The following is a 22057-nucleotide window of genomic DNA, read 5'->3' as shown; positions in this document are numbered from 1 at the left end:
GCCATGAGCGAAGACATCAATCGCGATCCCGACATCGAATGGCTCGACCATGTGCGGCCCGTCGGCCTCGTCATCGCCGCCAGCCTTATTAAGGAACTCGGCCTCGCCCCCACCCGCCAGACGGCCGTGGACACTGCAGAGGCCGCCGAGCAGATCGACGTGGAGGGTTCAGGCCCCGCGCTGCGCGATCCGTGGGCCTTCGCGCAAACGATCCTGGGCTGGGAAGCGCGGCACGTCGCGGGTGCGCCGGAGGGATCGGAAATCCCGGTGTCCCTCGTCGTACCGCTTCCCGAGCACAACACGTCGCTGCAGCCGACTTGGGCAGTGCGCGAGCTGGGCGATGGCACCGGCGAGTGGCAACTGCTCGTCCGTGTCGAGGATGCCGGCGTCGAACCCGATCAGCGGGCGAGCCTGGACGGGTGGGAGGCGACTCCGCAGCAGCGGTTCGAGCGCCTTTTGCGCGAAACCGGCGTCTTCGCCGGCTTGATGATCACGGACAACGCAGTGCGGCTGACCTACGCACCGCGGGGCGAGACGTCCGGTCATCTGACTTTCCCGATTCGGCCGCTGGCGATGGTCGCCGGCCGGCCGATGCTGGGCGGCCTCAAGCTGCTGCTGGGCGCTGTCCGCCTCTTCATCGAAGGCGACGACCGCCGACTGCCGGCCCTGCTGGCAAAGAGCCGCGACGCCCAGGCCGCGGTCTCCACCGCGCTCGCCGGACAGGTGCTCGGCGCCCTGCATGAGCTCCTGCGCGGCTTCGACGCCGCAGAGCCCGACCTCGTCCGCCATCTCGCCACCAGCGAGCCCGGCCACCTTTACGAGGGCCTTCTGACGGTGCTGATGCGGCTGGTCTTCGTGCTCTACGCCGAGGACCGCGACCTGCTGCCCTCCCGGACCGACGCCGACGCCCGGCGTGTCTATGAAACCAGCTACGCCGTGCGCGGACTTTATGCGCGGCTGAGCGAGGACGCCGCCCTCCACCCGGACACGATGGACGAGCGCCAGGGCGGTTGGGGCCAGCTACTGGCCCTGTTCCGGCTGATCTATGGCGGTCATCGCACCCATTTTGTACAGGCGCGCGGCGGCAAGCTGTTCGACCCGGAGGCCTTCCCGTTCCTGGAGGGACGTGCCCTTCCAGCGGACGCGCCGCGCGTGCCGGGCGTCTCGGATGGTTGCCTGCTGCGCATCCTCGAAGGCCTGATGACGCTGAAGTTGCGGGGCGGAACGCGCGAGCGGCTGTCCTATCGCGCGTTGGACGTCGAACAGATCGGCTCGGTCTATGAGACGGTGATGGGCTTCGAGGCCAGCCTGACGTCCGGCCGCTCGTTGGCGATCAAGGCCGGCAAGAATAACAAGATCCCGGTTTTCGTGGACCTCGACGCCCTGGCGGCGCTCAAGGGCAAGGCGCGGATCAAGGCGCTCAAAGAAGATGCTGGCCGCGCGCTCACGGCGGCGCAAGCCAAGCCGATCGAGGACGCAGATGGCGTTGAGGACCTCGTGGTTGCGCTAGACAGCATGGTCGATGAGCGGGGCTCGCCCAAGAAGACCCTGGCCGCGCTGGGCACGCCGATCCTGCAGCCGACTGATGAACGTCGAAGGACCGGCAGCCACTACACGCCTCGCTCGCTGACTGCGCCCATTGTTAAGTACGCGCTGGAATCCGCGTTCGCTCGCTTGGGGCCGGACGCTACAGCGGATCAGGTTCTTGACCTCAAGGTCTGCGACCCCGCCATGGGGTCAGGCGCCTTCCTCGTCGAGGCCTGCCGCGCGCTGGGTGAGCGCCTCATCCTGGCCTGGGCGCGGTGGCCGGAGAGCCGGCCCACGATCCCTGCCGACGAGGATGAGGAGCTACATGCCCGTCGACTGGTCGCGCAGCGTTGCCTGTACGGCGTCGACAAGAATCCGCGAGCGGTCGACCTGGCGCGGTTGTCGCTCTGGCTGGCAACGCTGGCGCGGGACCACGAGTTCACCTTCCTCGACCACGCGTTGAAGAGCGGCGACAGCCTTGTTGGTCTCACGCCGGCCCAGATTGCCGCCGCCAACTGGGACGAGGCCAAGCCCGGCCTGCCGCTGTTCCGCCAGTTGGTCCGCGATAGGGTCGTCGAGGCTGAGACGGCGCGGGCGGAAATCCAGTCCGCACCCGATGATACGGCCCGCGTGGTCCAGGAGCAGCGGCATAGCCATGTGGAAACCCGTCTTGCGCCGATCAGGGTGATGGGTGACGCGGTCCTTTCGGCGTTCTTCGCCGCTGACAAGACCAAGGCGAGGGAGAAGGCGCGGGCGGAGGTCGAGAGTCAGATCTCCGGCATGCCGCCGCGGTGGGATCACTTGGACGCTTCGGCGATCCGGTTGCGGTCCGGCGAGAATGGACTCCCGCCCTTCCATTGGCAGTTGGAGTTCCCGGAGGTGTTTGCTCGGGAGAACGGAGGCTTCGACGCCATCGTCGGGAATCCGCCTTTTCTCGGCGGCAAACGCATTTCAGAGCAATTTGGAACGAGGTACCGAGATTGGCTTGCAACGCTTCATTCCCGAAGCACTAGAAACGTTGATCTAATTGGCCATTTCTTCCTTCGTGCGTTCTCGTTTCTGCGGAACGATGGCGCTCTAGGACTGATTGGCACAAACACACTGGCGCAGGGTGACACCCGCGAAGGATCGCTTGCGATCATCCTAACGGACGGCGGAAACATAGCGCGGGCTCAGAAGACGATGCGCTGGCCAGGTGAGGCCGCTGTCGTCGTTTCCGTAGTCCATATCGTGAAGGGAACTGTACTCCAGCCCTTCTTGGACGCCCGTCCCGTAAGCAGGATTTCAGCATACTTGGTGGAGGGTGATTTCGATCGTTCTCCATCTCGTCTCTCAACGAACTCTAGAAAGGCCTTTCAAGGGTCGATCGTCTTGGGGATGGGATTCACGTTCGACGATGAAGCGGCGGCCAAGGGAGCCTCCGCTTCCCTTCGCGAGATGGCCGAGATTACAGCTTCCAGTCAAACAGCTTCTCGGAGAATTTTTCCGTATCTAGGCGGCGATGAGTTGAACACTTCTCCGACCCAGACGCACCACCGCTATGTAGTCAACGTCAATGACCTTACGCTTAGCCAATGCGTCGCTGATTTTACCGAACTATTCAATATCCTCGACCGTTACGTGCGTCCCGAGCGGCAGAAGGAGAAGAATAAGAAAAACGGAGCAATGTACACCGAGTGGTGGAAGTATTGGAGAGAGCGTCCGGAATTATATCGGTCTATCGCGGGCCTTGAGCGCGCGTTTGCCCTGTCCCGCGTCTCAGCCCAGATGGCTGTTGCATCCGTGTCTACAAACATGGTCTTCGCGGACAGTTGTGTGGTTTTCGCATTTGAGCGCTACGGCCCATTTGCGGTACTTCAATCACGCTCGCACGAGCTCTGGGCGCGTTTTTTTGCGTCCACACTCGAAGATAGGCTTCGCTACACACCCTCTGATTGTTTCCGAACTTTTCCGTTCCCCGCCAACTTTGAGCGCGATCCGGAGCTGGAGGCTGCCGGTGAGGCGTATCACGCCTTCCGAGCCCAACTGTTGACCGACCGGAACGAGGGGCTCACCAAGATTTACAATCGCTTCCATGCCCGCGGCGAGAACGCCGCCGATATTTCCCGTCTGCGGATTTTGCATGCCGAGATGGATGTTGCCGTTTTGCGTGCCTACGCCCGAAGCGAGCCCGAGGAAGCCATCGCGCAGGCTTGGCAAGACTTGGCCGACCGCGCGGCGCCCGAGTTCATCGAGCAGGAGGTCGATGAGGGAAAGAAGGTCAAGACTCGCTTAGATTGGCCGGCCGAGTTCAAGGACGAAGTCCTCGCGCGTCTCATCGCCCTCAACGTCACTCGCGCCGACGAGGAGCGTGCCGCCGGGCTCACTGTGCTGGCAGAGGATGACGACGAAGATCCGGACGAAGCTACCACCGAGTGAGCAAGAAAATCTTGCATTCTTTGATTTGCAAGATTACCTGATCCCCGGAGGCGGTCATGGCAAACTTCATTGGAACAAGGATCAAGGCGTTGCGCGAGGAGCGGAAGCTCTCGCAGGACGACTTGGCGCGCGTGTTCGGCTTCAAGGACCGCCAGACGGTTTCGGCGATCGAGACGGGCGAGCGGCGGGTGACCGCCGAGGAACTGGTCATCGCCGTCGAGAAGCTCGGCGCATCCCTCGACTATTTCACCAACCCGTTTCTCCTGGTGGGCGAGGGGCGGTTCTCATGGCGGCAGACCAACGTCGGCCCGCAAGCCCTTAACGGCTATGAGCGCAGCGCCGGCCGCTGGATCGCGGCCTATCGCGCGCTGTCGCCCCAAGTCGGGCGCGCGGCGCCCCTGCTACGAAGGTCGCTGGGCCTGACGCCTCGCCACAGCTTCGAAGATGCTATGGAAGCCGGCGAGCGCTTCGTCGCCGAGTTTGAGCTTGGTGATGTGCCGGCCGGCCGCCTTGCCGAGGTCATGGAGCGGGCGCTCGGAATCCTGGTGCTTCGGGTGGACGCCTTCGAGGGCATATCCGGCGCCGCGTGCCGGCTGCCCGAACTCGACGTGGTTCTCATCAACCGTAGCGAGGTGGAGGGCCGCCGCAACTTCGACCTGGCGCACGAGCTGTTCCACATCCTCACCTGGGACACCATGCCGCCGGAACACTCCGAGGCGGCCGTAGAGACCGGCGGAAACCGGGTGGAGCAGCTTGCCAACAACTTTGCCTCCGCGGTCCTGATGCCAGCGAAGATCCTCGACGGGATGGCTGACTGGTCAGCTTTGGCCGAGGCCGCCCTTGTGGCGCGGTTGAATGGCGCCGCTGATCAGCTGAAGGTGACGGCGTCTGCCCTCAAATGGCGCCTTGTCGCACTGAACAGGCTGAAGCCGGCGACGGCGCGGGCGACCCCAGACGCGGCCTTGCGCAACAATGGACGCGGCGAAGGGGCGGCCGTCCCGCCGCCGCCGTTTTCCAAGCCGTTCGTCGAAGTGATCGGCCTGGCGATCGAGGCCGGTCACGTGTCGGCCCGCCGGGCCAGTGGGTTGCTCGACATGACGGTCGATGATCTGGGCGACCTCTTCGAGGTCTACGGGGCTCCATCCCCGATTGAGCTTTGATCATCGATGCCGCGCCACAAGGGTCCCCTCCTGATCGATACGAACATCATCCTGGAGTGCTTCCGGGTGGGGTCCTGGCGCGCGCTGACGGGTGGCTATCAGGTCGAGACGGTTGAGGATTGCGTGACCGAGACCCAGACTGGCTTCCAGCGCCGCCGGCCAGAGGCGCGGATCGATCCCGGTGAACTCACGGGCGGTCTGCACGCGATGCATCCCGTGACCGACGGGCAGCGCGCGGTCGTGGCGCTCCGCGCCCCCGATATCGCCCTCGACGTTGGCGAGCGGTCCCTTTGGGCCCACGCGCTGACGCGGGACGACGCCTGGGTTCTCTGCGGGCCGGACAAGGCCAGCATGCGCTTCGGCGTTCGGTTGGGCCTTCGCGACCGCCTTATCGCCCTGGAATCGCTGTTCGTCGACGCCGGGCACCGGCCCAAAGAAGCGTTGAAGCAGGCATACACGAGCAAGTGGCTTGAGAACGCCTTGGGACAATTTCTTTTTTCAGAAGGCTTGGGACGCTCATGACCAGCTCGCTTGACGTCCGCACCCGCATCGCCGGCGCCTTCCGCCGCGACCTGGTCGGCCCCGGTCCGGAACCGGAGGATCTCGACCTCTCCAGTGAACGGCTGAATGAGAACCCCTCGCGCTGGTATCTCACCGGCTTCCTCGCGCCTGCCGATGACGAGCTGGCGCTCGACGGCGCCGAAGACGGCGACGCCTCCGCCGAGACTGAAGAGCTGGAGATAGAGGGCGGCGAAGCCGATGCGGACGGCGCAGGTGGCGCGGCGGGCGACAATGAGGAGCCCGAGGCGCCCAACGCCAGGCGGCGTTTCCTGCCGTCTTCGGTCGGTCTGACCGTTCTGCTCGATCCCGACATCCGTGAGATCGAAGCTGTCGTGTCCTGGGGGGACTACCGAACCGAGCCGCCGATGGACGAGGCGCTGCTGCTTCCCGATCCGGAAGGCGAGCAGGACCCCGAAAAAAAGCCCCGGCGCCCCCAGGTCGAGTGGGTTCGCGCGCCCAAGGAGCGCAGGTTCGCGCTGGCCGTGCAGGACGGGCGCGCTGGACGGTTCGTCGTGCCGGAGAGCGCCGCGGAACAACTGCCCGGGGGCGGCCTGTGCCTCGAGACGCACTCGCGGGTCTTCACCTACCCGACGCCTGATGGGCAGGTCGAGCGGGTGCGGGCGCTGACGGTCTTCCTGGTCAACCGCCGCTCACGTGCTCACCGCTTCTATGCGGACGTGGGCTACGCCTTTCAGGCGCGTCTGGAGCTCGCCAGCAAGGCGGGCTTCCGCCCGCGCCGCGATCTCTCCGGCATGACATCCAACGACGCGGATCTTCAGATCGCCGATCTGCACTATCGCGACGTCTGCGAATGGGCCGTCGGGCGCAACGCTGCCGCCGCCTGGCCGCTCGATGAGGAAGCGGCGGGCGATGTGAAGCGGGTCTGGACCGATCCGTTACCCTTAGCCGAAGTGGAGCGCGTGGCGCCTAACGAAGGCAAGCCGCTGAAGTCCGCCGTAACGTTTGGCATGGAGGCGCTAGCCGAGCTAGTCAGCGGCGACGGGTCGGCACTGAGGTCGGCGCTTGAGGATTTGCCCAAGCTCTATGGCGATTGGATTACAGCCCAACGGGCCATTTCGCTGACGTCGCCCCGCCGCCGCCAGACCGCGGACGATCTGATCCGGGACATGGAGACGGCGAAAGCTCGGATCGGTACCGGCCTCGATATCCTCGCGACCGAACCGCTCGCGCGCCAAGCCTTCGGCTTCATGAACCTCGCCGTGGCGCGCGCCGCCCGTCGCCGCAACGCAGGGCCGCAGGGCGATCCAGAGATGCAACGCGCGCCCGCTTGGCGGCCATTCCAGCTAGCCTTCATCCTGCTGAATCTCTCGGGCTTGGCCGACAGGCGCCACCCCGACCGCGATACGGCAGACTTGCTGTTCTTCCCGACGGGGGGCGGCAAGACCGAAGCCTATCTGGGCCTCGCGGCCTTCACCATCGCCATCCGGCGGCTCAAGGCGCCCGGCGTCCTGGGCGCGGGCGTCGCGGTGATCATGCGTTACACACTGCGCCTACTGACCCTCGACCAGCTGGCGCGCGCTGCCGGCGTCGTCTGCGCGCTCGAACTGATGCGTACGGACCCCGCGAACGTGAACGAACGCGGCCAGAAGCTCCTCGGCGACTGGCCGATCGAAATTGGCCTTTGGGTCGGGTCGGACGCCTCTCCGAACAAGCTTGGACGCACGGGCGAGGCCGATCAGACCACGGCAGTGGGTCGCGTGCGGCGCTATCGGCTCGGTCAGGACAAGCGGGCGCCGGCGCCGATCAAGGCCTGTCCCTGGTGCGGTACGACGTTCACGCCGGAGTCGTTCTCCTGCACGCCCAGTAATGCGGCGCCCACCAACCTGGAAATCCGTTGCGTCAACGCCCGGTGCGACTTCACCCGCAACCGCCCTCTGCCGATCCTCACGGTCGATGAGCCGATCTACCGGCGTCTGCCGGCCTTCTTGATCGCGACCATCGACAAGTTCGCGGCCTTGCCCTGGGTCGGCGAAACCGGCGCCTTCTTTGGCCACGTCGATCGTTTCGATTCTAATGTGGGGTTTTATGGCGCGGCCGAGCCCGGGCATGGACGGCCCCTAGATAACGGCTGGAAGCTCGATCCGCCCGACCTGATCATTCAGGACGAACTGCACCTGATCGCCGGACCGCTGGGAACGGTCGCGGGCCTTTACGAGTGCGCTATCGATCAGCTCGCCGAGCGGACCCGCGACGGCAAGCGCATCCGGATGAAGATCGTGGCTTCCACCGCCACGGTGCGGCGGGCATCCGACCAGATCGCTGCCCTCTTTGACCGGCAGAGGACCAGTATCTTTCCGCCTCCCGGGCCCGACCGCTCGGATAGTTTCTTCGCCGTCACCGTGCCGTCCTCGAAGGATCCGGCGCGTCTCTACATGGGCATCGCCGCGCAGGGCCGAGGACCGAAGCTCGTCTTCCTGCGGGCCCTGACGACTCTGCTCGCCGCGGCCCAGGCGACCTACGAGGCGGATCCTCCGAAGGACGGGAAGCCCAGCCCGGCCGACCCGTACATGACGGCGCTCTGCTATTTCAACGCGTTGCGGGAGCTGGGCGGCGCCCGCCGGATCGTCGAGGACGAGGTTCGCGACCGGGCGCGACGTTATGGCGACGAACGCCGACGCGTCATGCCGCATGATCAGCCATTCGCCGACCGACCCATCCGTGAGCCCATGGAGCTGACCTCGCGAGTCTCGACCGATCAGGTCGCCCTCGCCAAGCAGCGCCTTGAGGCCGAGTTCCTGGGCCAGGCCGAGACGGTCGACGTGGCCCTCGCCACCAACATGATCTCGGTCGGCCTAGACATCACGCGTCTTGGCCTAATGGTAGTGCAGGGCCAGCCGAAGACTGCTGCGGAGTACATCCAGGCGACCAGCCGCGTTGGCCGTGATCACAACCGGCCGGGGCTGGTGGTCGCGGTGCTCAATCTCCATAAGCCAAGGGACCGAATGCATTTCGAGCATTTCGGCCAGTATCACCGCACGTTCTACCGAGCCGTCGAGGCGACCAGCGTCACGCCCTGGGCCGCCAGGGCCCTAGATCGGGCGCTGGCGGCTGTGGTTGTCTCTGCGGCCCGGCACCTCGACGCCGGCCTCACCTATGAGACGTCCGTCGCCGACTTGGCCGCGAATCCGGATGTCATGGCCGCTGTTCGCAACTTCATCGTGAGCCGTGCGCCGCCATCGGCGGTGGCCGGCGGCAGCGCTGCCCTGGGCGCGATGGTCGACCAGGTCTTCGCCGACTGGATCTCGACGGCGCATGATCAGGCAGCGGGAGGGAACACCTTCGCCTTCGCGCGGAAGAAGAGCCCACATCGGCTGCTGCACCAGCCGTTGGAGCCGGAGATGGACAACCTGACGCCCGCGCACGCACGCTTCGTCGCCGGTCGGTCCATGCGCGATGTCGAGCCCTCAGTGCGCATGAAGGTCAAGGACCCCTACGGTACTCCCATAGCCAACGCGGATGACGTCTGATGGCCAAGAACACTCAACGTCTCAGCCAGCTCGTTTCCACCTTCGGCCCCGGAGCCATGATCGACCTTCCCACGCGTTCCGTCGTGGTCGGGGGCCTTGAGCGATGGGACATGAGCGGGGGCAGTTTCTCGGTGATCTCCGAGCCTCGGCTTTCGAGCCGTCTCGAGAAACTGTTGCAGGATCAAGGGCGATTGGGGGCCGGCGTCAGCCTCACCCTGCGCACGCCTCCAAGGGAGCTCGATGCCCCAAGGGGTGGCTCCGCCGGCATCGATGCACCGGTATTCCCCAAGTGGTTCATCTGCGAAACGGTGGAGGACGTGGGAATTGGCGAGGGTGCCAAGGCCTCACGCCGTCGCCGGCTCGTCCGCTGGAACGATCTCGACAGCAAGGGGCGGCGGAAGTTCGAGTTCGACGATGGGCGGAGAAGTGATGTCACGCCCATTCGCTTCGTCTGCGCCTGCGATAACGGCCATCTGGACGATATCAATTGGCGCTACGCGGTGCATGGTTCCGACGCCTGCGCCGAGGCGATGTACATTGAAGAGAAGGGTACGAGCGCCGACCCTGCTGACACTAGCGTCGTGTGTGGTTGCACTCGCCGGCTCTCGCTGCAAGATCTCTTCCAGCCCGGCCGGCTAGGGAAGTGCCAAGGCCAGCGCCCCTGGCTAGTTGACCGCGACCCGGACGGCTGCGACCAGAACCTGAAACTCCTCACCCGCACTGCGACCAATACCTATTTTCCACAGGTTTACACTGTCATATCGTTGCCGACGGAGGAGGACGAACTCTCGCGTCTCGTGGAAAACCTCGCCGGCGAGCTCGCCAAGGCCACGACGGTCGAGCACGTCGCCGCGGCGAAAATGTTCAATTCAAAGGTCGAGGCGACGCTGGGCCCCTATTCAAACGGCGACATCCTGGAGCGCCTGCTGCGCTTGCGGGAGAATGCACAGTCCGATCTTGGACGCCCCCCGCAGGTCGCCGAATTCGATGTCTTCGCCAGCGGCCGGGGCAAAATCGGCCACAACGCGCCAGACGCGAAGCTCTATGCGCAGACCGTGCCGCCAGAGCAGTGGCGCGATAAGGGTGTCGACGTCGACCTGTCCCCGATCACCAACCTCGTCGCCGTGCATCGACTACGCGAGGTCTCGTGCCTGTATGGGTTCACCCGGTTCGAGGCCGCGCCTGCGAGCGTGGACGGCGACTTCGAGGACATCCAATTGGCGGTGCGCGGCGCTCCCATCAGTCGGGGCGCTGACTGGCTGCCGGCGATCGAACAGTTCGGTGAGGGGCTCTTCATTCATTTCGATGAGACCAAGATCGCCGAATGGCTTGGGCGCACGAAGGTTCAGGCGCGGCAAAACAAGCTCTTGGCCGGTTACGAGCACTGGCGGAAGCGTTTCACCAGCACGCCACCATCCTATCCGGGAACGCCCTACGTCCTGCTTCATAGTCTTTCTCACGCCCTCATGAGCGAGATCGCATTGGATTGCGGCTACCCCGCCAGCTCCTTGAAGGAACGGATCTACGCTCTTCCGAGCCGGCAGAATCCCGGCGCGTACGATCGGTGCGGTATCCTGATCTACACCGCGACACCTGGCGCGCAGGGAACTTTGGGAGGCCTCGTGGCCACGGCCCCGCGGTTTGCGGCACTCCTCAGGAGCGCGCTGGCTAGATTGACGATCTGCTCTAGCGATCCGGTTTGCGCAGACCACGAGCCGGATGATCGGAGTGGCGATCGTGCCACGCATGGAGCCGCCTGCCACAGCTGTCTTCTGATCTCAGAAACTAGCTGCGAGCGCCGAAACCTTTTTCTAGACCGCAACCTGCTTGTCCGGACAATGTCGGACGACGGCTCCGAGCTGTTCGAGGGAATTTAGCCCTCGGAGCTGTGGGCTGGATGAATAGAACGCTGAAGCGACGTGTCCAAAAGTTCGAGTGCTGCAGCGAACCCAGGGTCGGACGGTGGGCGTCGTGCGCAGTGCGAAAGACTTCGTAAATCGTGGCCAGCTTTTTGGAGCGGTCGCGGGAGAATTGATCGGTCATGCACTTCTAAACAGGGACTTGCTCGTGCCTCCGCTACCACTGTCCGTGAACTCCCCAAAAGGCTGACCGGGTAGGCCGGGGACTGTGGGCCGGCGATGCGAACCATCTTTCGATCTTGCATCGTGACGTCCTCTGCGCTTGCAAGCGGACATTCACCCGACAGCCGGCTTAGGGCTTTCTTTTATGGGCGGCATCGCGCAGATATATGTTCGGCATTTGTTCGACGAGATCCATTGGTGAAAGACAGTCGCTTGACAGGCAGTGATCCTGCTTCCCAAAGTATCTCGACCGAGATCCGGCGCGCCGTACCGGGCCGGCTACGATCGCTGCTTCGTGGACAGCCCGAGCCTATTCTTCTGCTGGGAGCGGGGGCATCTATCTCATCAGGAATCCCAGCTGCCGGCGAAGCTGTCGAGAGAATTGCCAAATGGCGGTGGTGTCTGGACAACGATCGCCTGCCGAGCGATCCAAGCGTCCGCCGTGCGGATTATTGGCCTTGGTTGACCGGACAGCCTTGGTTTTCAGCAGATGGTCACCTCGCAGAGCTTTACCCGGACGCCGTCAAACACCTGTTGAACGTCGCAAATGACCGGCGCGTCTTCTTCGAGGACATGATCCATCCACCCGTGCATCCCAATCGGGGCTACAGAGGCCTCGCCAACATCCTGCATCAGGGCTGGATAACTACCGTCCTCACGACAAACTTCGACGAATGCATCCAGAACGCCCGCGTGCTGGTGACGCGGCCCCACCATCTCGTGGCGATCAAGACACCGTCGGACCTAGTCCGTTTATCCTCCGCGCCGGAAAACCCGCAGCTCGTTTATCTGCACGGCTCGGTTGAGCATCTGACTGACAAGAATCTGGCAATCGACGTCCAGGACATGGACAGTGAGATTGTCGAGCGCGTGCGGCCGCTGCTTCGCGACCACCCCATCATCGTCGTCGGGTATCGTGGCGCCGAACCTTCGGTTATGCGCGGCCTCTTCCTAGATAATATCGGCTACACCAACAAATTCTATCACGGGATCTACTGGTGCGTGCTGGACCGAGAGGTCGATGCGCCGATGCCGCCGATGGTCTCAGAGCTAGCGTCGGCTATCGGCGGCAATTTCACCAAGGTGCCAATTTCGGGCTTTGACGATCTTTTTGAGATCGAATTATACAATCGGCTGGTGCTCGAAGGGGCGCAACCGACTCGTCGCAGCCACGGCTATAGGCCGCCCGAGTTGCCGCTCGACATGACCCCGATTGGCGGCGGGCTTCTCGATGGCATCGATCGCATCCTGCTGTTCACCCGCCTCCGTGAATATGCCGCCGTCCTCAACAACTGGGCGCCGGACTCTTACGAGGAAGACTGGACACTCCGGATTGCAACCACCTTTAACCTGCTCTTCGACAATGCCAATGCGACCGTTCCGACGATGGCGGGTTGGTTGCTGTTCTCCAATGATCCGACGCGACTGATACCCGGCGCATTCGTACGCTTCCGCGCGGTCGGGCCAGCGACGTGGCTGCGTCAATGCCTAGGCGAGGACATCGATCTCCTACACGAAGCGGACGAGGAACGCTCTCTAGTCGAAGTGGAGATCCGCGGCAATCTGTGGTCGCAGCTCGACCAACTCACCGAGCTGCTATCGCGCGTCAACCGGCAGTTTCGCTTGAAGCAGGAGGTGTCGCGGCAGGTCCGCTCCTACAGCCCATTGGCGCTCAAGGAGATGATCGTGAACGCGTTGGTGCATCGGGACTATGGCTGCCCCGATCCGGTGGAGATCGTGGTGACGCCCGAGCGGATCGTCACCCGGAGCCCCGGTGGCCTTGTCGATACGGTCGCTGCGCAGATTTACGACCAAGAACTTCAGGCGCTCATCAAGGCTGGCCGGCGCAGCATCAAGGGCTACCGGAATCCGGTCATCTCCGATCTCTTCTACGGTGGCGGCCAGATGGATCACACGGGATCCGGTCTGTCGGACATGTGGAAGGAGACCATCAACAACAATGGCGACGTGGATTTCGGTCCAGCGGACGAGAACAAGGCGTTCACCGTGGAGATGCGGTCACGGCCGGAGGCCGTTGACGATATCACCAACACCGCCATCGCGGATGAATCGCAGGTCACACGTTTCACCACAAACCTTCTATCCATCCACACGATGCCCGATCGTATCTGGCATGCCGGGACGACCGCGACCTATACGGGGGGGCTGTTTCGCGCCGCAGGCGATCTCCCGGTGCCGTCCGGATATGTGCAGGATGGCCGCTTTTACACACTCTACAACCTCGATGAGATCACCGACGCGCTGGTGACGCCGTTCGATCCGGGGGATGTCGAGACGATCACGCCCGAAGAACTAATGGATATTCCCAACGGGGAGAATATTCTGATCAAACTCCTCGTCGACGCGGTGCTTGGACATTGCCGGGCGCTTGGGATGCAGATCGATTTTAAGCGTAAGCGCGCCCATTTTCCGCGTTTTGAGGAGGAGCAGGAACGTCGAATCACCTACAAGGCGCGTTATAAACGGGCCACGAGGACGGTGGTTAAGGCGCGGACCAAGCGGGATTCAGGCGAAGTCTCCTATTACGAGCACAAGGCGCTTTCGATCTCAGTCGCGCCCTATGGCACCGAGTGGTGCGTTGTCCTCTCGCCGGGCTACGCGTTCACGCGAAACGGCTTCGGCCGGCTGATCGGCAATGACCTCATAAATAGCTTGTCGACACGCCGCGCTGCGAAGGATTTCAATTCAAGTGTCCACAATGACCTGGCTTTCTGGCAGGCCATGTTGGCGCAACAGACGGAGGGGCTGTTCTCGCTCCAGCCGGATGTGGGCGATGACCTAGCCCGGTTCGCTCCCAACATTGTCATGAGCAACCAGCTTCCCGGCGCCTCCTTGAACTCCAACGCGTTTGACGAGCTTGCAACCATTCAAAGCGACCCCGATGAGCTCGACGAGCTTGATAGGGAGCTCTCAGCATTGGCCGATATGGTCGAGCTAGACGATCTCCAGGAACTCGAGCCAGCAAGCGCATCTGAGCAGGGTGGCGACGATGACTGAGCTGTCGCTCTTCGAGCTTCGCTCACCTCCTCTGCAATTCGGTGGGGCCGCATCTACCTCCGACCCCAAATCGGGTCTTGAAAGCGCAGGCCCCTTCGATCTCCGGTTCGGGGCCGCCCGGAAGGATTCGATTCATGTCGGTGTGATCGGCCCCACGGAAATGATCGACAGTGCCCAGAAATGGCTGACCCGCTGCGCGGCCGGAATACCGGCACTAGGCCCAGCCACGTCGCTGCGACGACCGTTTCCGGGTTTTTCGAAGGTATTCCGCAAGAAGCTGGTCTATTCCACGCATCTGTCTATAGCGCTGGCTGACGCAGGCGGTGATCCGATCGAGCGGGCACTCGCGAGCAACGACGCGTTTGAGCGCTTTCAGACGATGGTAGATCTTTACGATGCGATTCTTCAGCGCCTCGCTAGCCGAGACGTGAATCGTCCCGATGTCGTTTTGATCTGCCTACCACAGAGCGTGCTCGACAAGTGCAGAACGGTGGAGCGCCAAAACACCGAGGCCGAGCGAGAGCGGGCAAAGGCGATCCGAAAGGCTCGTGCCAGTCGGCAGACCGATTTCTTTGACCTGCTCGATGAAGTCGAGGAAAGCGAGGATGATTTTCTCAAACGCGATCTAAGGCATGCACTCAAGGCCAGGGCCTTGGCGGCGCGGCTGCCGATCCAGATCGTCACACCACGGTTGCTTGAGGATGGGCCCAAGAGCGAGGATCCCGCCACCCGTGCCTGGAACTTCTCGGTTGGCTTATATTACAAGGCAGGCGGCGTTCCTTGGCGGTTGAGTCCGCCCGGACCGGAAACCTGCTTCGTCGGGATAAGCTTCCATCATTACCGGACGAAGCAGCGCCACGTGGTGCAGTCAAGCCTCGCCCAAGCTTTCTCTAGCGAAGGCGAAGGCTTCGCGATCCGAGGCACGGGCGTACCCGCCGAGGCAGATCAGCGCCTGAACGTGCATCTTTCCGAGGATCAAGCTTATGATCTCGGCGAGCGCATCATCGCGGAATATGGGGCGCGTACGGGTCGCTCTCCGCTTCGATTAGTGATCCACAAGACCAGCCAGTTTGACCAGGCGGAGATCAGGGGCTTTCGTGCGGCACTCGGAGACATTCCGATCGTTAGTCTCGTGACAATGATTCCGAGCGCATTCCGCCTCGTGCGCTTCGGTATGTATCCGCCAAAGGTGGGAACGATCTGCATGGTGAACGGAGCGCGGACATTTCTCTACACATCTGGCTATATTCCGGAGATCGAGACTTATCCCGGCCCGCATATCCCGCAGCCATTCGAAGTGCGCTCGATTGGCTCCGAGGATCCCTTGGATGCGGCGACTGACATCTTCAACTTAACACGAATGAACTGGAACACAGCAGATATTCGAGGAAAATGGCCTGTAACGCTCTCTTTTGCTCGACGAGTCGGCGGTATTCTTAATGAGTATGGAGAGCAGGACCCAGACGAAACCTCATTTCGATATTTCGTTTAGTATGAGTGGATACTCCAATTAAAATATCGAGCCCAAGAAGCTGGCGGCGTTTGTACAACCTCCATGACGTGGCGGGCCGGCAGCTATCCGCCCCGGAAAACCCAGACTTGCCATTCCGCACCCTGCTCTTGAATAGTTGGGATTCGCGCATTTCATACTCGGCCAATCAAGGCCGAGGGATTCACAAGGGCCATTCTGGATGATGCCAGCCGCGAGCGTGCAGCTTTGAATGCCGGAAAGAAGGTAAGAGTCCGTTTGAAAATTGTCAGGGGTTTACGAGCCTGCGGAGCATGAGGCTGCCGAGGGCGAGGTGGATCATGGCCTGTGAGACATCGAGGCGCTGCTCGTAATCGCGCACGAGGCGGCGCCAGCGGGTCATCCAGCCGAAGGTGCGCTCGACCACCCATCGCCGGGGTAAGAGCTTGAATCCCGAGTCTTTGTCGGTGCGACGGACGATCTCCAGGACGAAGTCGCGATAGGCGGCGGCGTCCATGAGACGGGTACGATCGTAGGCGCCATCGGCGAACAGGTGCTTGAGCCAGGGCCAACGCGTACGGATGGCGGCAACGATGCTTTGGGCTCCGGCACTGTCGGAGATGTCCGCGGTGGTGAGGTTGACCATCAGCAACCGGCCGTCAGTGTCCACGGCAATATGGCGCTTGCGGCCGACGACCTTCTTGCCGGCGTCGAACCCACGCTTTTCCGCGGCGGGAGCCTTGATCGACTGGCTGTCCACGACTGCGGCGGACGGGCTCGCCTCGCGGCCTGACGCTCACGGTCGAGCATCACAACGACGTCGTGGATCGTGCGGAACAACAGCCGGCGGACGAAGCGCCGAAACCACCAGTAGACCGTCTGCCAGGGCGGAAAATCATTCGGCAACATCCGCCAGCCGCCGCCGGTCCGGGCAAGATAGCGCAGCGCATCAAGCACCGCACGAAGATCTGTTGTCGGCTTGCGCCCCCGCTTGGGCAGCGGCGGCAGGAATGGCTGGATGAACTGCCATTCCTCATCGGTCAGATCGGTCGGATAGCGCTTCGATCGCTTCTCGAATTTAGCCATCCGGCTACGGCTCGTTCGGGTCCACATCCCGAGCTTGAATCACGCCAAAGCCGGCGGCTCAACACATTCTCAAACGGACTCTAAGCACCAAGTGTCCTTTCACCCAGAAAAAGATCTGGGCAATTAGATTCTTCCTCGATCACGAAGGACGCGTTCGTGACCGTGCAATGTTCGATCTGGCAACCGACAGCAAGCTTCACGGCTGCGACCTGGTCAAGATCAGGATCCATGATGTGGTCGCCGGTCAGGAGATCAGGACTCGCGCGATCGTTGTGCAGCAGAAGACGTGGCGGCCGGTCCAGTTCGACATCACCGGCGACGTGAGAGCGAGCCCGCTGGCTGGCTTGATCGGCTCGGCGGGACCGTTGAGGATTATGCCTTTCCGAGTGGGATCGATCACGTGCACCACATGAGCACATCCGAGGTAGGCGGATGGCCGCTTCGACGCGCTCATTCCTACCTCTTGAGCGGCGAAGACCTATCACAGTTGAGTCAGAACTCCTCCCAGTCTCCACCCCGCGAGACATACTCCTCGTGGAGATCGTAGCTGATCTGGACGAACAGCTCGGCGAAGACCCAATCTTCTACCTCGGTGAGGTTCGCCGCCGCTTCGAGCGCCTCGATCCCTTGGGAGATTCCGTCGGTCAGGTCGGAAAAGGCCTGGGCCGCTCGCCTCCACAACTGCAACAACTCGTTGAGGGTTGGCTCGTAGCTGATCTGGTGCGCAAGCCTGTTGCGCAGCGTGTTGATCGAGATCAGCACCTCGTGCTGCACATCACTGATGGTCCCAAGCTGCCGGTTGAGCGCGATTAGCGCATGGTGGCGCAACGTATCGCTATGCTCCACGAGCTTTGGATCGTACTGGCGCACGAGTTGTCTCAGCAAGAACTCAACCGCCAGGTGCCCCGTGAGCAGAGCGCCGACGAATGGCCTGTCGCCGACCATCCGCTGGTAGAGTTCGGTGAAGCTAGCGATCGCGTCTCCTTTGTCGCGCGCCACCTAGTCGTTCCAGCTCTGATATTTGCCGTGGGCGTTGTAAAAGTCACTGATCGACGGCTTTGACTTTAGCGCCTGGATTTTGGCAGCGAGCTTTGCCAGTTCATCGGCCGCCGTTGGCTTCCAGCCATTCTGGATCGCCCACGATTTTACCTTATCAGGGTCGAGGATGTGGCCTTTTGCCCGGAGGATGCGAAGCGTCTCGTTTGCATGCTCCTTGTCGCGCGGGTTCATAACCGCATGGGAGAGGTTCACCCATTCCGAGAGGCCCTGAAGCGCTTTCTTGACCACCGTATCGGAGATCAGCTTGACCGGGGCAGTCGACTGCTGACCATGCACGACAGGCGTCCAGCGCGCGCTCCAGGCGTCGACCTCGCCTGGGAACTCTGGCACCACCACAACACCGATGAGTCCGGCCAGACCATCGACCTTCTCCATCATCTTGTCTTCCCCGAAGTACGCGATGATAACGGACTGCCGAGCCGAGCCGAGCCGAGCCGAGCCGAGCCGCGCAGCGTCTGGAGCGTGGCGTGACGGAGTTGGCCACCCCCGGGTACGCCAATGCCCTTGTTCGCCAGAAGTGCTTTGGCGTTGGTCTCTCCAATATGATTACCCAGCGAGGTCTGGATCAGCTGCTGCTTAGTATGGGTCAGCAGGATGTATTCGCTCGCCGGGGGTTGTGCCTTCGCTCCGATCGCATGAGCATAAGCGAGCGCGGTCGTCCATGCAGACGGGTCGTGGCAGTCGATCGGGACCACGACACGGATCGGATGTAACATGAGAACGCTCCGCGAACGCCTGAGAACTGAATTGAGAGCTTATCCAGAGTGACAGCCTCGGTCTATCATGGCTGGATGCCGACAGTCGGCATTCAGATATGTTCATTTAGAGCGCGTGGTGCGCTAGGATTTCAGCTTTCGAGAAGACGCCATCGACCTTGAAATGGCCGCAATGAGGTCGGCTGCAGAACGGCGGCTATCGGCACAGCGGCGGCCAAAACCGGCCAGCCCGCGTCCGTGAAGAGTTTCGGGCGCCGGCAGGCGTACGAAAGTCCCCGAGGAAGGAGCGCGCGGGGCACAGTCGACGGCTATGGGGATTTCGATCTGCGGTCGATGTCGGCGATGGTGCTCCCGCCGCTGGGAAGCGTGGGGATGGATGCGGAGAGGCCGGTTCGTTGTGCCTGCACGCGGTCCAGCCGATCCCGGACGAGGCTCTTTGCGACCCTGTCGGCTGCAATATTGACGATGGACGCGCGGGGGTCCGTTGCCGGCGACTGGGCGCCTGCGGCTGAAGGTTCGACCATGCCATTCCGGGTCATGGGTCGGTCTCTCGGTCCGTCGCCGACGCGTGCGGCGGCCCGCGTGGCTGTCTCCAGCGTTCGAACGTCTCGATAATGATCATGCGTCCGCCGCAGCAGCGGCATGGCGGGCGCAAGTCCTCCGGTTCGTCGGAGACGCGGGTGGCGGGCGGCGCGGCGACATCCAGGAGTTCGCCGGCAAGCGCGAGGCTGGCCTTGCGGTCGGAGCCGGCGAGTAGGCCGTAGTGCCGGATGCGATGGACGCCGCGTGGCAGGACATGGAACAGGAAGCGGCGGATGAACTCATCGACCGCGAGTGTCATGATCTGCTGGCGGTCCGCGCCGTCGCGGCGGTAGTCCTTGTAGCCGAAGGTGACGCCGGTCGCGTCGAAGGCGATCAGGCAACCGTTCGAGATCGCCACCCGGTGGGTGTATCGCGACAGATAGGCGAGCACCACCTCCGGTCCCGCGAATGGCGCCTTGGCATAGACGACCCATCGCTTCCCCCGAACGGGAGCAAGGTGACGCAGGCAGGTTCGGCGGTCGACCAGGTGCACCATGGTCCCGAAGAAGTCGAGCCACCCGGTGTCGTGCAGCGCGAGCAGCCGCGTGAGGAAGAGTCTTCGGAACAGCTTGCCGAGCACGCGCACCGGAAGCAGGAAGGCCGGCCGCGAGGAGATCCATCGACTTCCATAGGGCGCGATGCCGCCGCCCGGCACGATCATGTGCACGTGCGGATGGTGGGTCATCGCCGAACCCCAGGTGTGGAGCACGGCGGTGATGCCGATGCGTAAGCCGAGATGCCTGGGATCGGCGGTAACCGTCAGCATCGTCTCCGACGCCGCCTTGAACAGCAGGTCGTAGACCAGCGCCTTGTTCTGGAACGCGATGTCGGCGACCTCGGCCGGCAGCGTGAACACGACGTGGAAGTATCCGACCGGCAGCAGGTCGGCCTCGCGCTCGGCAAGCCACGTCCGCGCCGCCGCGCCCTGGCACTTCGGGCAGTGCCGGTTGCGGCAGGAGTTGTAGGCGATGCGCCACTGGCCGCAGTCCTCGCAGGCCTCGACGTGACCGCCGAGGGCAGCGGTGCGGCAATGCTTGATCGCCGACATGACCTTGAGCTAGGCGAGGCTCAGGTGCCCTGAATGGGCGGCCCTGTAGGCAGGCCCTGCTGCGCGGAAGATGTCGGCGACCTCGACCGAGGCGCGCATGGCCCAGCCGCCGGGCGAGATCTCTGTCGGCCTGAACAGCCCCAGCTTGTTGAGCGGGCTCGTGAGCGTGCGAACCGTTTTGGTCGCGACCTTCGCATAGAGCGCGGTGTTGTTGAGCTTGGCATGCCCGAGCAACACCTGGATGATCCGGATGTCGGTGCCGTCCTCCAGCAGGTGCGTCGTGAAGCTGTGGCGCAGCGTGTGCGGCCCGACCCGCTTGGCGATATCGGCGGCCCGAGCCGCCTCGACGACGATGCGATAGAGCTGTCGCGTGCTTGATCGGCTTCATCGCGTGCTGTCCCGGGAACAGCCAGCCATTACGGTGCATCACGCCCTGCTGCGTCCGACCTTCCACCACTCACGCAGCAGCGTGAGCAGGTCCTCGGAGAGCATGGCATTGCGATAGCGCCCGCCCTTGCCGTGCTCGACGCGCAGCAGCATGCGTTCGCTGTCGATGTCGGCGACCTTCAGCATCGACACCTCGGCGACCCGCAGGCCAGCGCCATAGGCGACCGACAATGCAGCCTGATGCTTGAGGCACGTGGTGGCGTTGAGCAGCCGGACCACCTCATCGCGGCTCAGCACCACGGGCAAATTGCGCCGATGCGCCAGCCGGACGAGCCTGCGCGCCAGGTCCGGGCGGTCGAGCGTGTGGATGAAGAGAAAGCGCAGCGCCGACACGATGCTGTTCATCGTCGGCACGGGGACGCCGTCCTCCTGCTGCTCGATATGGAACCGGCGCAGGTCGTCGGCGGTCGCCGTGTCAGGTGAACGCCCGAGGAATGCCGCCAGGCGTCCGATGTCGCGGAGATAGTTGCGCTGCGTCTCGCGAGAGAAACGCCGCAGGTTCATGTCATCGATCAGCCGCTGGCGCAGCGGGCTGACGGGTGCGTCGAGAACGGGATGGGGCATTGATCGGGCTCCTTGCTGAAGAAGCCCGTCATGCTCTGCCGCTGCCGCGCGACGCTCAATGGAGGCCTGACCTTCGGCCTGTGCTATCTACCTCAACTCCAGGCGCCCTCCCGCGCGAGCGGGTTCGTTCACCGGCCCCCAAACCCGCGATTCGTCGTTACCGCAGCGAACTCCCGCTCCTGACGCGATCTGGCCCTTTACGAGCACTGTTTCAAGCCGTGAAGCCGTCAGCATCGTGACGGTGCAACTGCATCAAGCGAGCAACATCACTGCGCATCCGCCGCAGCTCTGGCCAGGGAAAATGCCGGCCCTCGGCGCCGTCGGCGCCGACGGCAATGAGGAAGTCAAGCTTCGCCGAGAGACCATGCAAAGAGGTGGCGTCTGCTGCAAAGAGCCTCCCGATCAAGAGTTCTTCCTCGGCGCAAGCTGCCGCCTCTTCCTGTCTGGTGGCGGTGTAGCCAATGGCGCGGTCAGCGTCGTCCCAGCGCCGTTGATGCGCGCGCAGCGCGGCAGCGATTTCCTCCCGCTGTAAGTGAAGGAACGGCAATTCGACCGCAAGCTCGTCGAACTGCCGCAGAGAGCTGACCCGCACCGTGGACGGCAACTCAGCCGCAGCAAGAACCACCTGCGGAAATCCGATCGTCCGCACCAGCTCCGATTCAAGGCGCTGCTGCTTTCGGCAAAGGGCGAGTGTGCGCCGATGGGCGGCCCGCCACGCTTTCCAGGCAAGGATGGCGGCATCCGTTTTGCTGTGATCCTGCGGCATGGCCAGAGCCGAACTGTTGAAGGAAGTCCCGCCGACTGTCATTAGGGCGGCGGAGAAAACGTCTCTCC

General features: G+C 63.1%; 12 protein-coding genes and 3 pseudogenes. 8 read left to right on the top strand and 7 right to left on the bottom strand.

What is annotated here, in order from left to right:
* Positions 1–3 precede the first annotated feature (3 nt).
* The 7 genes from NVS83_RS18110 to NVS83_RS18080 all read left to right on the top strand — a co-directional run bounded on the left by NVS83_RS18110 (position 4) and on the right by NVS83_RS18080 (position 15745).
* A complete protein-coding gene (locus NVS83_RS18110) occupies positions 4–3945 on the top strand; it encodes an Eco57I restriction-modification methylase domain-containing protein (RefSeq protein ID WP_258740565.1) in 3942 nt (1313 codons plus the stop codon).
* A 56-nt stretch (positions 3946–4001) separates the two neighbouring features.
* Positions 4002–5105, top strand: a complete 1104-nt coding sequence (locus NVS83_RS18105; RefSeq protein ID WP_258740564.1) for a helix-turn-helix domain-containing protein — start codon at positions 4002–4004, stop codon at positions 5103–5105.
* Between the two features lie 6 nt (positions 5106–5111).
* Complete coding sequence (locus tag NVS83_RS18100) at positions 5112–5627, top strand: hypothetical protein (protein WP_258740563.1); 516 nt, start codon at positions 5112–5114, stop codon at positions 5625–5627.
* Complete coding sequence (drmA, locus tag NVS83_RS18095) at positions 5624–9154, top strand: DISARM system helicase DrmA (RefSeq protein WP_258740562.1); 3531 nt, start codon at positions 5624–5626, stop codon at positions 9152–9154. Before NVS83_RS18100 ends, drmA begins: the two co-directional genes overlap by 4 nt.
* Entirely contained in the window at positions 9154–11031 is a 1878-nt protein-coding gene (gene drmB, locus NVS83_RS18090; protein WP_258740561.1) for an MrfA Zn-binding domain-containing protein, read from the top strand. The genes drmA and drmB overlap by 1 nt, the downstream gene beginning before the upstream one ends.
* A gap of 402 nt (positions 11032–11433) precedes the next feature.
* Positions 11434–14253 (top strand): SIR2 family protein, encoded by a 2820-nt coding sequence (locus NVS83_RS18085; RefSeq protein WP_258740560.1) that lies wholly within the window; start codon positions 11434–11436, stop codon positions 14251–14253.
* A complete protein-coding gene (locus tag NVS83_RS18080) occupies positions 14246–15745 on the top strand; it encodes an argonaute/piwi family protein (protein ID WP_258740559.1) in 1500 nt (499 codons plus the stop codon). The genes NVS83_RS18085 and NVS83_RS18080 overlap by 8 nt, the downstream gene beginning before the upstream one ends.
* 265 nt (positions 15746–16010) lie before the next feature.
* Here the strand turns inward: NVS83_RS18080 and NVS83_RS18075 are convergent.
* Positions 16011–16834 (bottom strand): annotated as a pseudogene (locus NVS83_RS18075) (IS5 family transposase).
* Positions 16835–16974: 140 nt separating this feature from the next.
* Between NVS83_RS18075 and NVS83_RS18070 the strand changes: the two are divergent.
* A complete protein-coding gene (locus NVS83_RS18070) occupies positions 16975–17220 on the top strand; it encodes a site-specific integrase (protein WP_258740558.1) in 246 nt (81 codons plus the stop codon).
* 79 nt (positions 17221–17299) lie between these two features.
* Here NVS83_RS18070 and NVS83_RS18065 read toward each other — a convergent pair whose 3' ends face one another.
* From NVS83_RS18065 to NVS83_RS18040, 6 genes and pseudogenes are all read right to left on the bottom strand, one after another.
* Positions 17300–17806: a hypothetical protein gene (locus NVS83_RS18065; RefSeq protein WP_258740557.1), complete on the bottom strand. Its 507-nt coding sequence runs from the start codon at positions 17804–17806 to the stop codon at positions 17300–17302.
* Complete coding sequence (locus NVS83_RS18060; RefSeq protein ID WP_258740556.1) at positions 17807–18244, bottom strand: DUF1889 family protein; 438 nt, start codon at positions 18242–18244, stop codon at positions 17807–17809.
* On the bottom strand, positions 18241–18582 hold the full coding sequence (locus tag NVS83_RS18055; protein WP_258740555.1) for a hypothetical protein: 342 nt from the start codon (positions 18580–18582) through the stop codon (positions 18241–18243). The genes NVS83_RS18060 and NVS83_RS18055 overlap by 4 nt, the downstream gene beginning before the upstream one ends.
* Before the next feature lie 535 nt (positions 18583–19117).
* Positions 19118–20311: pseudogene (locus NVS83_RS18050) on the bottom strand (IS91 family transposase).
* Between the two features lie 141 nt (positions 20312–20452).
* Positions 20453–21163 (bottom strand): annotated as a pseudogene (locus NVS83_RS18045) (tyrosine-type recombinase/integrase); the annotation flags it as partial.
* 271 nt (positions 21164–21434) lie between these two features.
* The gene (locus tag NVS83_RS18040; protein ID WP_258740554.1) at positions 21435–21989 is read right to left on the bottom strand and encodes a hypothetical protein; all 555 of its coding nucleotides are present in this window, start codon (positions 21987–21989) and stop codon (positions 21435–21437) included.
* Positions 21990–22057 lie beyond the last annotated feature (68 nt).

This window comes from Ancylobacter mangrovi (genome assembly GCF_024752335.1).
Classification (GTDB): Bacteria; Pseudomonadota; Alphaproteobacteria; order Rhizobiales; family Xanthobacteraceae; genus Ancylobacter; species Ancylobacter mangrovi.
Note: the sequence above shows the minus strand (reverse complement) of the source record. Positions and strands in the feature narration are given on the sequence as shown.